We start from the raw sequence: 15,988 nt of genomic DNA on the forward strand, positions 1-15,988 counted from the left end.
CTCAGCGCCGCGCAAGATGCAGCTTGCCGGTCGTTTCCTCGAATTTTGCGACGAACTCGATGGGAACGTTCAGCGGCTGGCAGAGGAGATGGCCGTCGACGATATAACGAATCTCCTGCAACGCCTCCGGCGAGCGGTCGCGCGTGACGCGCACCGAGCCGGGAACGAGGCGCGGCTCATATTGCTTCAGCACAGCGATGATCTCGCCATGAAGATCGCGGGCCTCCAGCTCGTCCATGGTGCGATTGGCGAGATCGGGGAAGCCGTAATTGAGGATGGAGCCGCGCACGCGCGCGAAGGACGAAAGATCGATCGTCGAATCCATCGAGACATGATTCATCAGCGCGGCGACGTCGTGCTCGACCTCCGCCTTCAGCTCCTGCTCATTGATGGGGGCGCGTTGCGGCCGCGTCTTGCGCTCCGCCTCCGGCGTTCCGCCCTCGCGGGCGAGCGTCTGGCGCTTCGCCGACTCGCGCGCCTGCTCGCGGCGGTCGCGATGCGCGGCGCGAAACACATGCATGAGAGGGGGGCTGAGCCGGTCCGCCGGGCGAACGCTCGTCGTCGTCGAGGAGGTCATTGAGCTTTTCCCGCGCGGCCTCGCGTAGCGGCGAGCGATGCGACCGACGGTCGGCGGCCTCGTCGCGCGAGCGCCGCCGACACGTCATTCATTGTCAGAACGATTTGTTCTCTTTCACATTGTAGCCGCCGCTGATGCTGGGCTCCAGCGAGCCGTCGGCCTTTTGCGGGCTGTATTCCAGCTTCACCTTGGTGAAGTTGAGCGTGAAGCTCTCCGACGGCACCGCGCCGCTGTGGCCGTCGCTGTGATAGGAGGTGATGAACACATCGTTGAGCGTGATCTTGAGATATTCCTGCTGGCCGCCGCCGGCCTTGCGGACGGTGATCAGCGCCTCGTCGAAATGCTTGCCCTCGGCGGTGAATTTGAGCAGGTTCGGCGTGGATTTGTCGACGGATTTGGTGAAATGCAGATCCTGGAAATCCGCCTTGCCGGCGCCGGCGCCGCCGCCGTGACCCGAGGTGCCCTGATTGGTCACGCCGAATCCATAGCTCGAGATTTCGATCTCGCCCTTGTGCTTGCTGTCGGAGGATTCGCCTTCGACCTTGGAAGTGAACTTGAGAAAAATATCGGTCGCCATTGTCTATATCCTTTGATCGGGTTCGAAAGATCGATGCATGAAATCGCTTTTTCGCGATCCTCTCCGTCTTCCTATTTGATCGGGAGACGGGACACGAGGCGCATTCCGATATTCATGCCTTCCAGCTGATAATGGGGCCGCAACTCGAATGTCGCGGAATAATATCCTGGATTTTCCTCATTCGGGACGATGGTGATCTTCGCGCCGGCGAGAGGCTTCTTGCGCTTGACCTCGTCGGACGAATTGGTCGGGTCGCCGTCGACATATTGGACGATCCAGTTCTGCAACCATCTCTGCAGCTCCTCCTTCTCCTTGGTGGAGCCAATCTTATCGCGCACCATGACCTTCAAATAATGTGCGAAACGACACACCGCGAACATGTAAGGAAGGCGCGCCGCGAGATTGCTGGAGGCGGTGGCGTCCGGATCATTGTTGTATTCCTTCGGACGCGCCAGCGATTGCGCGCCGATGAACACCGCGCGATCGGTGTTCTTGCGATGGATGAGCGGCATCAGCCCGGCCTTGGCCAGCTCCGCCTCGCGGCGGTCGCTGATGGCGATCTCCGTCGGGCATTTGAGATCGACGCCGCCATCGTCGGTCGGGAAAGTATGCGTCGGCAAATCCTCGACCTCGCCGCCCGATTCGACGCCGCGAATGCGCGAGCACCAGCCATGGTCCTTGAAGGCGCGGGTGATGTTCGCCGCCATCGCATAGGCGGAGTTCATCCAGGCGTAATTCTCGCCCTTGTGGCCGTCGGTGTCTTCCTCGAAGCCGAATTCCTCCACCGGCTCGGACGCGGCGCCGTAAGGCAGGCGCGCCAGCACGCGCGGCAGAGTGAGGCCGAGATATTTGGCGTCCTCCGAATCGCGCAGGCTCTTCCAGGCGGCGTATTCCGGCGTGTCGAACACCTTGCCGATGTCGCGCGGATTGGACAGCTCGTTCCAGCTGTCCATGCGCATCAGGCTCGGATCGGCGGCGGTGATGAAAGGCGCATGGGCGGCCGCGGCGATCTTGCTGAGATCGCGCAGCAGCTGCACATCGGTCGGATGATGGCTGAAATAATAGTCGCCGACGAGCGCGCCATAAGGCTGGCCGCCGAGCTGGCCATATTCCTCCTCATAGACTCGCTTGAACAGCTCGCTCTGGTCCCATTTCGCTTTTGGGTAGTCCTTCAGATGCTGATAGAGCTCGGTCTTGGAGATGTTCAGCACACGAATCTTCAGCGTCGCATCCGTCTCCGAGCTGTAGACGAGATGATGCAGCCCGCGCCAGGCGCTCTCGATCTTCTGGAACTCCTCGGCGTGGATGATCTCGTTGAGCTGGGCCGTCAGCTTCTCGTCGATGGAGGCGATCAGCCGCTCGATCGTGTCGAGCACATCGTCCTTGATGACGGCGTCCGTGTTGGACAACGCCTGATTGACAAAGATGGAGATCGCGTCCTGGACGCGCGCATTCTGCTCCTTGGCCGCCGATTCGTCCTTCGGCGGCTTGAAACTCTGCTTCAGCGATTGCAGAAATTCGTCGAGTTCGCCGCCCGTCGTGGCGACAGCGGCTTCGGTCTGTGTGAGCTCTGTGGTCACTTGCGCCTCGCTCATTTGTCGCCCGATCGGGTCGCAGAGAGGAATTCCTTGAGCGCTTCCATCTTTTGCGGGTCCTTCAGCAGAGCCCGCAATTGCTGGTTGGCGGCATCCTTGCCGTCCATATAGACGCGCAGATTGGCGAGCTTTTGCCGCGCCTCGAGCAGCTCGGCGAGCACCGGCACCTGCTTGGCGACGGCGGCGGGACTGAAATCGGCCATGCTCTTGAAATCGAGCTTCACGCTCAGCTTCTCGCCCGGCTGATCGGAGAGCTTGTTGTCGACATGGAAGCTGACGCCCGGACGAACGCCATGCTCTGAGCTCATGCGCTCGTCGAAATTATCCATGTCGAACTCGACGAACTTGCGGGTCGCCGCAGTGCCCTTGTCGAAGTCTTCCTTGCCATGGCCGGGCGAGTTGCCGGAGAGATCGGCCAGCACGCCCATCACGAAGGGAAGCTCGACCTTCTCGTCGGCGGTCGGATCGACATATTCGATTTGAACTCGCGGGGGGCGATTGCGCGCGATGAATTTCTGCCCACTCATCTTCGCCATATACAATTATCCTTTATGAATTCGCGATAGAGAAGCCGAGCATCGCGAAACTGTCAAGCCGTGGACGCGCCGAGTCGGCTCGTGTTCGCGCTGCCCTCCGTATACTCGTCGAACCGCTTAAAATCGCTGTGTGATGGCGCACACTCGTGTCAATCTTACGACGGCCGTCAGCTCTCCTCGCGTTCGAGCACGGCGCCGAGCACGGCGATGAAGTCCTTGTCGGCGAGCGCGCGGGCGCGATCGATGAGGCAAGGAATCGGGCTCGACGGTTCGGCGATGCGGAAGTAGCGCGCTATATCGTCCAGCAGCAGCAAGGCCTGCGTACGCGTCGTCGCCGAGAAGCTCGGAGCGTCGATCTCATAATCCTCGGCATAGTCGATCGCCTCCGGCTGCAGCTCGACCTGCTCCGGCTCGACGGCGATCGAATCCGGCGCCTCGATCTCGCTCGTCTCCGCGAGACCATCCTGCGGGGCGTCGCTCATCGACGCGTCCGGCCCCTCCGCGCTCGCCTGCGCCTCTTGCTCTACGCTCTCCAACTCCGATCTCTCTTCCTCGAAGGGCGCAGGCGCCTCTACGGACGGCGCCTCGATCAGCAAAGGCGTGGGCGGCGCGACGCGACGGCGCGTCTTGCGCGGCGTCTGGCGCTCGTCGAAATATTCGGCGCGCGACGGCGTCATGTCGCCGAGCGGCGCGACGGCCAGCTTGAACGGATTCTCGCCACCGATCGAAAATTGCGCATAGGCGTGACGCTCGGGCAGCAGAGCGGCCAGCACCTCTATGAAGGTCTTGCCCTGCAGGACGATCGCCTGCGCGACCAGCGGCAGCGCGGGATTGGACGGCTCGAAGAGGCAGAAATAATCCTTCGCCGCATCGAGCGCGCGGCGCGCGTCGGCGGCGCAGGCGATGGCGCCGCGCGGCGCGTCCCCGCCCGCTTCGTCTTCCTCTTCCGGCTCCGGCGCCGTCGGATCGGGAAACGCCAATGAAAAGAAGCTCAGCACGCCGCCGACGACCTTCAGCAGCGCGCCGAATTCGGGCGTCTCCGCGCCGCTCGTATGCTCGCCGAAACGCGCGCGAATATTTTTCAGCGCCGCCTCGAGCCGCTGGAAGCTGGCGCGCGTCGCCGCGACGGCCTCCTCGCCGGCGTCGGCGAGCACGCGCACGATCTGCTCCTGCGTCATCGCCGCTATGCGGCCGCCCGCGGGCTTCTCGCCGCCCTCTGCGCCTTCGGCCGCCTTCTCCTGCTCGGCGAGCACTGTTGAGCGAAAAGCGATATTGCCCTTGCGCCGATCCGTATGGAGCGTGACGAATTGCAGCGAGATCGTCACGACAGAGCCGTCGAGCTCGTCGAGAATATCGGCGCGCGCCTTCACCGATCCGTCGCGGGGGCGCGGATGCACGCCGTCCCAATAGCGCTCCAGCAAGGTCGCCATGGCTGCGACCGTGTCGACGAACTCGTCGAGGTTGCGCTTGAGAATGGCGAGACGCGCCAGAAAAACCATGAGGCGCAGATCGCGTGTGCGCTTCATCACATCGGCGAGCATCGCCGGTATGTATTCTATGGCTTCTCGGAATTCATTGTCGGTCGGGTCGAAAGGCCGGCCGTCGGTAAAGAAGGTCTCGGGAAGTTGAAACGGCGCGAAGGCGAAGAAATTCATGAAGGCGGCGTCGCCGTTCTCGTCGAGATCGGGGCCGCAAGGATCCGCCTCGGAGACGGGCGACGAGAGAAAGGCCGGATCGACGATCGCCATGGCCGCTCAATCCTCCGCGCGGGTTTCGACGCGGCGATTGGCCGGGTCGAGCGGATCGCGCGCCTTCGGCCGCGCGCGGCCATAGCCTTGCGCATCCAGCCGCGCGGCGTCGATCCCCGCCGAAACCAGATAGTTGCGCACTGCTTCGGCGCGACGTTGCGACAGCCGCAGATTGGTCTCGTCGCGGCCGCGCGCATCCGTATGGCCGTCGACATGAAAACGTCGCGCGGCGAGCGCCGGATCGCGCAGCGCCTCGGCGAATTGGTCGAGATTTTTGCGCGCGCGCGGCGTCAGCCGATCGGAGCCGAGCTCGAATGTCACCTCGAGGTCGAAGGCCTCGTTCCGCGCGGCTTTCTCCGCCGCGTCGCCGGGGCAATCCGCCGCTGCGCCGATGCACAGCGAGCGCGCCGCGCCGAAGGACGGCTCCGCGGCGAAATGTCGAACGATATCCGATGCGGAATAGGCCGGCGCGTCATCGGCGCGGCTGAGAGTCGACGGCGCGCACGCCGCGGCCGCCGACAATGCGAGAGCGAGAAGAAGCTTGCGTCCCAATATGTCGTCCCCGGCGCAAAAATACTTCTCGACACTATTTTTGCCGTTACGTATCGTCAAGAGCTTACCCGTTTCGCTTTCCAGGATCGTTTCGAGCTTCGGATGCACCATGTCTGACATATTGATTCAGGACGGCCGCATCGCGATCCTGTCCACGCCATTGGGGAAGGACAAGCTCGCGATCACGGCGCTCGACGCGACGGAAGGATTGAGCGAGCTGTTCGAGGTTCGCATCGAGACGGTCAGTCCCGACGCCAATGTCGATTTCGATCAGCTGCTCGGCCGCGACTGCACAGTGGCTCTGACGCTGCTCGATCGTCCGCAACGTCATTTCAACGGAATCGTCGCGGAGGCGCAGGCGATCGGCGCCTTCGAGGATCTCTATGTCTATCGCTTCGTGCTGCGGCCGGCCCTATGGCTGCTGACGCGCACGACCAATTGCCGCATCTTTCATCACAAGTCGGCGCTCGCCATCGTCGCCGACGTTCTCGGCGAGCGCAACATAACGATCGAGAAAGCGACCAAGCGCAGCTATCCAGAGCTCGACTATTGCGTGCAATATCGCGAGACCGATTTCGATTTCGTCTCGCGGCTCATGGAGCAGCACGGAATCTATTACTACTTCAAGCACGCGGACGGCGCGCACACGATGGTTCTGTCCGACTCGCGCTCCTCGCATCAGGCGATCGCGGGCGGCGCCTCCATCGTCTTCGCCAATGCGCTGGCCGGCCTCACGCAGCAGGAGCAGGCGCTGCTCTCCTGGTCGTCGGAGCGGCGCTTCCGCACCGGCAAGATCGAGCTGCGCGATTACGCCTTTCGCGAGCCGGGCTCCAATCTCAAGGCCAGGACGCAGGGCTCCGAGAGCTATGCGCGCGCAACGACCTACGAATATTACGACTATCCCGGCAAATATCAGAATGCGAGCGACGGGCGCCTCTATGCGGACGCGCGGCTCGAGGCCGAGCAGGCGATCGACTATCGCCGCTACGCATCGGGCCAGGCGCCCAGCCTCTTTCCGGGCGGGCTCGCCACGCTCGACCGCCATCCGACCACGGCGGAGAACAAGCAATATCTCATCGTCCGCTGCTCGCATCATTTCGCCGACGAGGCGTTTCGCTCCACTGGCGGGCTCGACGGGCGCCAGCCCTATCACGGCAATTACGAGCTGCAGCCGGCCGATCGCGTCTTTCGCGCGCCCCTGGTGACGCCGCGGCCGCTCGTGCATGGGCCGCAGACGGCGAAGGTGGTCGCGCGCGACAAGGACGCCGACAGCGAGGAGATCGACACCGATCCCGACGGCCATGGGATGATCAAGGTCCGCTTCCATTGGGATCGCGAGGACAAGCGCTCCTGCTGGATGCGCGTGGCGCAGCTATGGTCCGGCCCCGGCTGGGGCGCGCAATTCATTCCGCGCATCGGCATGGAGGTGGTCGTCGAGTTTCTGGAGGGCGATCCCGACAAGCCGATCGTCGTCGGCGCCGTCTACAATGGCGGCAATAGATTTCCCTATAAGCTGCCGGACAACAACACGCAGTCGGGATTGAAATCCGACTCCTCGAAGGGCCATGGCGGCTACAATGAATTCATGTTCGAGGACAAGAAGGGTTCCGAGAAAATCCGCATGCATGCGGAGAAGGATCACGATGTCGTAATCCGCAATTCCGAGACGACGGAGATCGGCGAAGCCTTCTCCGGCGGCGGCGCCTCGCGCAAGACGACGCTGAAGAGCGGCGGCGACGAGCTGACGCTGGAGTCCGGCTCGCGCAAGACGACGATCCATGGCGGCAAGGATGCGACGACCGTCGATCAGAGCATAACGATCGAATCGCTCGGCGACACGATCACGCTGAAGACGGGCGCGAGCTCGATAAAGCTGACGCCGAGCAAGATCGAGATCAGCTCGACGATGATCGCCCTGTCCGCCACCAAGATCGACCTGAACTGAGGGGGAGAGGGTGAGCGCGCCGAGCAAGATACGCTTCGCCGCCGTGCGCGACCTCTACGCCGCTTTTCCCACGGCGGAGATCGACGTCGGAATCGAATGCTGCGAGGAGCCTTCCGCGGGCTTCGTCTCCCGTCTCGCGAAGGAGGGCGACCATCGCGCGGCCTTGTCCTATTGCGCCTATCTTCTGGCGCGGCGCGAGGCCGTGTGGTGGGCGGCGCGCTGCGTGCGGCAGACGGAGCCGGCGGACGCCGTGTCTCTGCGCTGCCTGCAGGCGGCGGAGGAATGGGTGAGCGAGCCGAGCGAGGCGCGGCGTCGGCGCGCGCTGGAGGAGGCCGCGCAAGCGCGAAAATCGCTCGCCGCGGCCTGGGTCGCGCAAGCGGCGGGATGGTCGGGCGGCAATGTCTCGCCCGATCCCGCCTTTTATCTGGAGCCGCCGCCGCAGGCCACGGCGCAGGCGGCGCGCGGGGCGGTGCTGATCGCGCTCGGCGCCGTGGCGGGGGATCGCCGCGAGGCTGTCGAGAGCGGATGGATAGAGGCAGCGCTGCGCTGCGCGCTCGGCGAGCTTCATCGGTCATGAGGCGAGAAGGCGCGGGCTCGCGGCCCGCTGAGGGAGCCATCGGGGAATGCGCCTGACATTGACGATCGAGAATTTCAGCCGAAGGCCGGACGGCGGCCCGCTGACCTATGTCGCGGAGGGCCGCCGCAGCATCGACATCGGCCGCAATCAGCATCTCGACTGGTGCCTGCCGGACGAGAATCATTTCATCTCCGGCCGCCATTGCGAGATCGCGCCGCGCGACGGCGCCTATTATCTCACCGATGTCTCGATGAACGGGACTTTCGTCAATCACCCCGACAATCGCGTGCAATCGCCCTATCGGCTGCGCGACGGCGATCGTCTCTACATCGGCGATTATGTCGTCGTGGCGCGCGTGGAGGGCGACGCGCCGGCGCTCGACGCAGCCGCCGTCTCATCGACGCAGCCGGCTCCGGCTTATGACGATTTCTGGAGCGCCTCCGAGCCGGCGCCGCCGCCCATCGATCCACGCTCGCTCGATCCACGCCGGCTCGATCCGGCGCCGCAGACCGATTGGATCGACCATGTCGCCGATGTGGCGACGCCGATAGCGCCGACCCCGCGCCGACCTTCCGCCGAGCCCGCAGCGGCCTCCTTTTGGGGCGAGCCGCCACAGCCCGCTCCGACCGCCGCGCCGAACGACATTTGGGGCGCGCCGGCGCCGCCCGCCTCGACGCCCGCGCCCATTGTCGACTGGGGCTCGCCGCCGCCCGCCGTCGCGCCTCTCGCCGCTCCGCCTCTCACTGCGCCTACGCCGATCGCTCCTGCGCCGATCGCCGCCGCGCCCGTTCCGCCGCCGCCCCCGCCCGCCGCCGCGCCGGGGACGGTGGGCGCCTATGCGGAATTTCTGACGAGCTTCATGCAGGCGCTGAACCTGCCGGAGCAGACATTCGCCAGCGCGACGCCGGCGCAGCTCGGCGAGCAGCTCGGAACGCTGACGCGGCTCATCGCGGAGGAGACGCGGCAATTGCTGCGCGCCCGCGCCGAGGCCAAGCGGCTGACGCGCAGCGCCAGCCATACGATCATCGAGGCGCAGGGCAACAACCCGCTGAAATTCGCGCCGACGACGGAAGAGGCGCTGCGCATCGTGCTCGGTCCGCCGCGTCCGGGCTATCTCTCCGCCGGTCCCGCCTTCGCCCAGGCCTTCGTCGATGTGAAGGCGCATGAGCTGCGCACCTACGCCGCCATGCAGGAGGCGGTGCGCATGCTGAGCGACAGCCTCGATCCGGCGAGCCTCGAGAGAGCGCAGGGCAAGGACAGCGGCATCGCTTCGCTCGTCGGCTCCCGCAAGGCGCGGCTATGGGACCGCTATGTCGAGCGCTGGACGGCGATGAGCCCGCGCTCGGGCGACAAGCTCGCCGATGCCTTCATGCGCAATTTCGCCGACTGCTACGACCGGGCCGACGCCCGGAAATAAAAAAGAGGACGACCGGGCCGACGCCCAAAAATAAATGACAGGGGGAGCAAATGTCTTGGCGCAGCAAGGTCGTGTGGAGCGAGGGATTGTTCCTGCGCCCGCACCACTTCCAGCAGGGCGACCGCTATCTGGAATGGGCGACGACCGCCCGCACGCGCAATCTCGCGCCCTTCTCCTGGGGCTTCTCCCGCCTCGACATCGACCACGGCCTCGCGCAGCGCGGCAAGCTCGGCCTCGAGGCCGCATGGGGCGTGATGCAGGACGGCACGCCGTTCCAGCTCGAAGGCAAGGAGGAGCTGCCGGAGCCTCTGCCGATCGACGACAAGATCGCCAATCGCATCGTCTGGCTCGCCTTCCCCGAGGCTTCGCCCAACACGCGCGAGGTGGCGCGGCGCGACAGCGTTTCCGCGAGCCGCTATTTCCACGCCTCCGAGACCTTCATCGACTCCACCTCCGAGCTGCGCGTGGAGGAGGAGATAGAGGTCGCGCATCCGCGCATGGAGCTGCATCTCGAGAGCGAGCGCAAGCGTGGCTACAATAATCTTCCCGTCGCGCGCATCGTGAAGCTCGAGAATGGCGCCGTTCTGCTCGATCCCGAATTCGCGCCGACCGTGCTGATCTGCCGCGCGCATGACGTCGTCGTCGGCTGGCTCAATCGCGTCATCGGCTGGATCGAGAACAAGCTCGAATCCATCGCGCGCTACGCCGCCGATCCCACCGCCGGCGGCGGCCTGCAAAATCGCGATTACCTGCTGCTGCAGACGCTCAATCGCGCGATACCGGCGCTCCAGCATTTCGAGCATACGGCCAATCATCTGCATCCAGAGCGGCTCTATGTGTTTCTCGTCTCGCTCGCCGGCGAGCTCGCCACCTTCTGCGCCGCCGATCGCCGCGCGCCGAGCTATCGGCCTTACGATCACGACAATCTGAAGAATACATTCGAGCCGGTGCTGCGCGATCTTCAGGACTTCCTCAGCAAGGACGCCGATCATCGCGCCATTCGTCTCGAGCTGCAGCAGCTCGCGCCCAACGCCTTCAAATCGCCGATCAAGGATCGCTCGCTGTTTCAGAACGCGTCCTTCTATCTCGAAGTGTCGTCGCGGCGTCCGCTCAGCGAGATACAGATGCAGTTTCCCAATCTGCTGAAGCTCGGTCCCGACACGCGCATGAACGAGATCGTGCATTACAATCTGCCCGGCGTGCCGATCGTGCATCGGCCCTCGCCGCCGCCGCAGATTCGGCTGCTCGGCGACCATGTGTATTTCTACATCGACAAGAAGAGTCCGCTCTGGCCCGATTTCAGCGTCGCCGCCGCGATCGGCCTGCATTTCTCGGGCGATTGGCCGGATCTCGAGCTCGAGCTCTGGGCCATTCGGGAGGATAAGAGATGAGCGACAAGGACAATCCTTTCGGCTCCTCCGGCGGCGACCGCACCGTCTTTCAGCCCAATCCCGGCGGGCGCCGTCCGCCGCCGCGCCCCGCCGCGCCGCCGCCTCCGGCGCCCACGCCCGGCTACACGCCGCAGACGGCGCCCGCCTATGCGCCGCAACAAGATTTCGGCGCGCCGCGCCCGGCCGAGCATCCTTACGGCCAATTCGCGCCCTCGCCTTTCGAGACCGCCGGCGGCCCGTCGCGCGCGGCGCCCGACGCCTGGGTGACGGGCCGCGGGCAGCAGCAGCAGGCCGCCGCGCCCTTGCAGCGCGCCGAGGATTTGGATTTCGACGCGCTCGTCGCGCGGCATCCCAATCCCATATTGCGCGCCGCCGGCCCGCTGCTGCATCTGCTGGGGCGGCTGCGCGTCGCCGCGCTCAGCGCCGATCTCGAGAGCCTGCTCGAGCAGGTCGCCGCCGCCGTCGCCTTTTTCGACAAGGATATTCGCAGCGCCGGCGTCACGCCGGAACAGGCGAACGTCGCCAAATATCTCATTTGCGCGACGGCCGACGACATTGTGCAGAACATACCGACCGACGACCGCCATTTGTGGACGCGCTACAGCATGACCTCGCGCTTCTTCGGCGAGCGGCTCGGCGGCGTGAATTTCTTCAAGCAGCTCGAATGGCTGCAGCGCGACCCCGGCGCCAATTTCGACGTGCTGGAACTGCAGCATGTCTGTCTCGCGCTCGGCTTTCAGGGCCAATATCGCGCTGCCGAGGGCGGCCCCAATCAGCTGCAATACATACAGCGTAATCTCTATGAGCTGCTGCGCCGCGTGCGGCCGAAGCAGGCGCTCGATCTCTCGCCGCGCTGGAAGGGCCAGGCGCTGCCGCTCGGCCGCAAAGGCTTCGTTTTGCCCCTATGGGCGAGCGCGGCCGTTGCGGCGCTCCTGCTCTTCGGCGTCTTCATCGGCCTGCGCGCAAAGCTCGGCGGCGTCGGCGAATCCGTCGCAGCAGAGATCGAGACGCTGCATCCTTCCACCAAGATCGCCTTGCAGGAGCGGCTCAATCTTCCGCGCGTGGAGCCGCCGCCGAAGCCTTCCGTGCAATGCAAGCGCATCGGCGAGCAAGTGGGCGACGGCGTGAGCGTCACCTGCAACGGCAAATGGGTGCAGATCAAGGTCGGCGACGCCGTGCTGTTCCAATCCGGCAAGGCGGCGGTGCTGCCGCAATTCTCGCCCATCGCCGAGCGCATCGCGCGCGCGATCGACGGCGAGACGGGGCCGATCAAAGTGATCGGCCACACCGACAATCAGCCCTTGAGCCCGCTCAACCCCTTCCGCGACAATCAGCGTCTCTCGGAGGAGCGCGCGCGCGCCGTCGCGGCGCTGCTGAAGCCGCTGCTCAAAGATCCTTCGCGCGTCTCGGAGGCCGGCCGCGGCCCGTCCGAGCCGATCGCCGACAACGCCAATGAAGCCGGACGGCGCCTCAATCGGCGCGTCGAAGTGCTCATCAGCCGCATAGACTGAGGAATTTTCCCAATGTCCGAGAAGCCCGGCGTCAAGGGCGACATCGTCCGCATCATTCTGCTCGGTCTCGGCCTCGCGTCGATCTCGAGCATCATCTATCTCGCCGGGCCTTTCATCTCCTTCGGGAGCTGGCGCCCGCTCGAGAATGAGATCGTGCGCGACATCGTCATCGTGCTGATCGTCGCCATTGCGGCCTCGGTCGCGGGCTTCTCCTTCTGGCGCCGGCGCAAGAACGCCGCATCGCTGGCCGATGGCGTCGCCGATGCGGAAGCCGAAGACGATTCCATCGTGCTCGGCGAGCGCATGAAGGACGCGCTCGCCACTTTGAGGAAATCCGCCAAGGGCGGCTCCACCTATCTCTACGACCTGCCCTGGTATGTCATCATCGGCCCGCCCGGCGCCGGCAAGACGACGGCGCTGGTCAATTCGGGCCTGCGCTTTCCGCTCGCCGGCGGCGCGACGCCGGAGGCGATCGCCGGCGCCGGCGGCACGCGCTATTGCGATTGGTGGTTCGCCGAGGACGCGGTTTTCATCGACACCGCCGGCCGCTACACGACGCAGGATTCCGACGCCGCGCTCGACAAGCGCAGCTGGTTCTCCTTTCTCGATCTCATGAAAAAGCATCGTCCACGCCAGCCCATCAATGGCGTGCTGGTGGCGATCAGCGTGCAGGATCTGCTGCTCTGCTCGCGCGAGGAGCGCGCCGCCCATGCGCGCGCCATTCGCGCGCGCTTGCTGGAGCTGCACGAGCGATTGAAGGTGGATTTTCCCGTCTACGCCGTCTTCACCAAGGCCGATCTCGTCGCCGGCTTCACCGAATTCTTCGCCAATCTCGACAATGACAAATTGCAGAGCGTCTTCGGCGCGACCTTCCAGACCGCGGACAAGAAGCTCAATCTCGTCGCCGATATTCCGCGCGAGCTCGACGCGCTGATCGAGCGCTTGAATCAGACCATGCTCGACCGCTTGCAGGAGGAGCCCAATCCCGCAAATCGCGTGGCGCTCTACGGATTCCCCGCGCAAATGGCGGCGCTCAAGCGTCCCGTGCATGATTTCCTCAACGCGATCTTCGAGCCGACGCGCTATCACTCCAACGCCAATCTGCGCGGCTTCTATTTCACCTCCGGCACGCAGGAGGGCACGCCGATCGATCAGCTCATCAATGCGCTGGTCAAGAATTTCGGCGCGCATGATGTCGGCGGCATCGGCTTCCGCGGCTATGGCAAGAGCTTCTTTCTCTATGATCTCGTGGAGAAGGTCATCATCGGCGAGGCCGCCTGGGTGTCGACCGATCCGCGCGCGGTGCGGCGCGGCTTCTTCCTGAAGACCGCGGCCTTCGCGCTCATCGCGCTCATCAGCGCGGGCGCGAGCTTCGCGATGTGGAAGAGCTATTCCGCCAATGCCGAATTGACCGCGAACGCGCAGACGCTGGCGCGCGAATATGCGGCCGACGCGGCCTATCCGCTGACGCGGCAAATGGTGGTCGAGGATCGCGACTATGGAAAAATTCTCGGCCTGTTGCAGAAGCTGCGCGACGCGCCGACTGGCTATGCGCATCGGGGCGATCCCGAATCCTTCTTCGAAGGATTGGGCTTCGGCCAGCGCCCGCGTCTCGTCGAGGCTTCCGTCGCCTCCTATCGTCTCGCGCTCGAGCGTCTGCTGCGGCCGCGGCTTTTGTTCCGCCTCGAGGAATTGCTCGAGGAGCATCGCGACGATCCGGGCTTCATCTATGAGGCGCTGAAGGTCTATCTGATGCTCGGCCATGCGCGCACGCCCATAGATCGCGAGGTGATTCTCGCATGGGAGCGGCGCGATTGGCGCGACAATCTCTTCCGCGGTCCGCTCGCCGACAACGCCAAGGCTCTGGAGCAGCATCTCGACGCCATGCTCGAGCTGGACAATGGCGAGCTGCTCGTTCATCCCAATCAGACGCTCATCGACGAGAGCCAAAAGACTCTCGCGCGCTTGAAACTCTCCGAGCGCGCCTATGAGCTGCTGAAGTCCGAAGCGCGCACGCTCGACGTCGCCGATTGGACCGCGCCCAGCGCCGGCGGTCTTCTCTTCGATCAATTGTTCGAGGAGGCGAGCGGCAAGGATCTCGACTCGATTCGGGTGCCGGGCTTCTACACTTACGAAGGCTTCAAGCGCGCCTTTCTGCGCGGCCTTCCCGGCATATCGGACCGCGTGCGCAAGGAGCGCTGGGTGCTCGGGCGCCCGGGCGCCGAGGAGACGCTCGGCGACGAATATCGTTCGCTCGGCAATGATCTGCTCGCGCTCTATGGCCGCGATTTCGACGCCGCCTGGCGCAGCGCGCTCGCGCGACTGAAGATGAAGCGCCTCAACGCCGACAAGCCGCAATATCGCGCGCTCGGCGCCGCCACCGCCTCCAACTCGCCGTTGAAGGCGCTGTTCGAATCCGTGGTGGAGGAGACGTCTCTCACCAAGGAGCGCAAGCTGCGCAAGGAGGCGCCGGCCAAGGAAGGCGCCGCCGCGCCGCAGATCGCCGCGAGCGATCTCTTCCCCGGCCGCGGCGATCGTCCGCCGGGCGAGGAGATAGAGAAGCGCTTCGCGCCCTTCCAGATTTGGATGGATGGCTCGGGGCCGCGCAAGCCGATCGACGAATTGCTCGCCGAGCTGAACGACATAAAGGACAATCTCGTCGTCGGCGCGACTCTGCCGGAGAATTCGCCGCAGGCGAATGCGGCGCTCGCCATGCAGCTGAAGAAATTCCGAGGCACGGCGGATCGCCTGCCGGAGCCGTTCCGCCCCATGCTCACCGGCGCGGCCTCCGATTTCGATCGCGCCGTGCTCGATTCGGAATTGATCCGTCTGACCGGCGCCTTTCGCGAGCAGGTCGCGACCTCCTGCCAGCAGCTGACGCCGGGGCGCTATCCTTTCGTCAAAGGCGCGGCGAGCGAGATCGGCCTCGCCGAATTCGGCCGGCTGTTCGGGCCGAACGGCATACTCGATTCCTTCTTCAAGCAGTCGCTCGCCAAATATGTCGACACGGCCAAGACGCCCTGGAGCTTCCGGCCGGAATATCCGCTGACCGCGCGCCTCTCGGCTGCGAGCCTGCGCGAGTTCCAGCGCGCCGCGCAGATTCGCGACGCCTTCTTCCCCTCGGGCGGCAACATGCCCAATCTCGCGCTCACCGTCTTTCCGCCGCCGCTGAGCGGCGCGGGCCGCACCGCGAAATTCGAGGTGAATGGTCAGGAGGCGACCTCCGTCGCCGGAACCTCGGTGACGCCGCGCGCGATCCAATGGCCCGGCGCTGGCGGCGGGCGCGCGGCGGTGAGCCTCGCGACCGATCTCGCGCCGAGCCAGACCGCCGCGGCGGACGGCTCGGCGCCGGCGGCGGCGCCCATAGTGCTCGAGCGCTTCGGCGGCTGGGCTTTGTTCCGATTGCTCGACGCCGCCGGCCGCTCCTATGCCGGTGAACGGCTGAACGCGACCTTTTCGCTCGGCAAGCAGACGCTGATCTTCGGCTTTCAGGCGGGCTCCACGTTGAAGCCGCTCACTCTGCCGGCGCTCACCGAATTCCATTGCCCGACGCAATTGTGAG

At 65.0% G+C, this 15,988-nt stretch carries 12 protein-coding genes; 6 read left to right on the forward strand and 6 right to left on the reverse strand.

All coding sequences use genetic code 11. From position 1 onward, the window contains the following. Position 1: 1 nt before the first annotated feature. The 6 genes from K369_RS19645 to K369_RS19670 form a co-directional block, all read right to left on the reverse strand. Entirely contained in the window at positions 2-577 is a 576-nt protein-coding gene (locus tag K369_RS19645) for a type VI secretion system baseplate subunit TssE (protein ID WP_084570750.1), read from the reverse strand. 94 nt (positions 578-671) lie between these two features. Beyond that, complete coding sequence (locus tag K369_RS19650) at positions 672-1,154, reverse strand: type VI secretion system tube protein Hcp (protein ID WP_036293528.1); 483 nt, start codon at positions 1,152-1,154, stop codon at positions 672-674. 71 nt (positions 1,155-1,225) lie between these two features. Then, the gene (gene tssC / locus K369_RS19655) at positions 1,226-2,749 is read right to left on the reverse strand and encodes a type VI secretion system contractile sheath large subunit (protein WP_036293530.1); all 1,524 of its coding nucleotides are present in this window, start codon (positions 2,747-2,749) and stop codon (positions 1,226-1,228) included. After that, positions 2,746-3,285, reverse strand: coding sequence for a type VI secretion system contractile sheath small subunit (gene tssB, locus K369_RS19660; RefSeq protein ID WP_018267376.1), 540 nt, complete (start codon positions 3,283-3,285; stop codon positions 2,746-2,748). The genes tssC and tssB overlap by 4 nt, the downstream gene beginning before the upstream one ends. 167 nt (positions 3,286-3,452) lie before the next feature. Further along, the gene (locus K369_RS19665; RefSeq protein WP_036293533.1) at positions 3,453-5,033 is read right to left on the reverse strand and encodes a type VI secretion system ImpA family N-terminal domain-containing protein; all 1,581 of its coding nucleotides are present in this window, start codon (positions 5,031-5,033) and stop codon (positions 3,453-3,455) included. Between the two features lie 6 nt (positions 5,034-5,039). Beyond that, positions 5,040-5,645, reverse strand: a complete 606-nt coding sequence (locus tag K369_RS19670; protein ID WP_198033165.1) for an OmpA family protein — start codon at positions 5,643-5,645, stop codon at positions 5,040-5,042. A gap of 49 nt (positions 5,646-5,694) precedes the next feature. Between K369_RS19670 and K369_RS19675 the strand changes: the two genes are divergently transcribed. The 6 genes from K369_RS19675 to tssM are packed head-to-tail and all read left to right on the forward strand — an operon-like array spanning position 5,695 to position 15,987. Then, positions 5,695-7,530 (forward strand): type VI secretion system Vgr family protein, encoded by a 1,836-nt coding sequence (locus K369_RS19675; RefSeq protein WP_036293535.1) that lies wholly within the window; start codon positions 5,695-5,697, stop codon positions 7,528-7,530. A gap of 10 nt (positions 7,531-7,540) precedes the next feature. Beyond that, positions 7,541-8,107 (forward strand): hypothetical protein, encoded by a 567-nt coding sequence (locus K369_RS19680; RefSeq protein ID WP_051949423.1) that lies wholly within the window; start codon positions 7,541-7,543, stop codon positions 8,105-8,107. Positions 8,108-8,153: 46 nt separating this feature from the next. Next, positions 8,154-9,524 (forward strand): type VI secretion system-associated FHA domain protein TagH, encoded by a 1,371-nt coding sequence (gene tagH / locus K369_RS19685; RefSeq protein ID WP_036293537.1) that lies wholly within the window; start codon positions 8,154-8,156, stop codon positions 9,522-9,524. Between the two features lie 50 nt (positions 9,525-9,574). After that, positions 9,575-10,915 carry a type VI secretion system baseplate subunit TssK gene (gene tssK, locus K369_RS19690; protein ID WP_036293540.1) on the forward strand — a complete coding sequence of 447 codons (1,341 nt, stop codon included), beginning with the start codon at positions 9,575-9,577 and terminating at the stop codon, positions 10,913-10,915. Continuing rightward, positions 10,912-12,426, forward strand: a complete 1,515-nt coding sequence (gene icmH / locus K369_RS19695; protein WP_036293543.1) for a type IVB secretion system protein IcmH/DotU — start codon at positions 10,912-10,914, stop codon at positions 12,424-12,426. Before tssK ends, icmH begins: the two co-directional genes overlap by 4 nt. 12 nt (positions 12,427-12,438) lie before the next feature. Then, positions 12,439-15,987, forward strand: coding sequence for a type VI secretion system membrane subunit TssM (gene tssM / locus K369_RS19700; protein WP_036293545.1), 3,549 nt, complete (start codon positions 12,439-12,441; stop codon positions 15,985-15,987). The last annotated feature ends 1 nt before the right edge of the window (position 15,988 follow it).

The sequence above is a fragment of the Methylosinus sp. PW1 genome, assembly GCF_000745215.1.
GTDB lineage: Bacteria > Pseudomonadota > Alphaproteobacteria > Rhizobiales > Beijerinckiaceae > Methylosinus.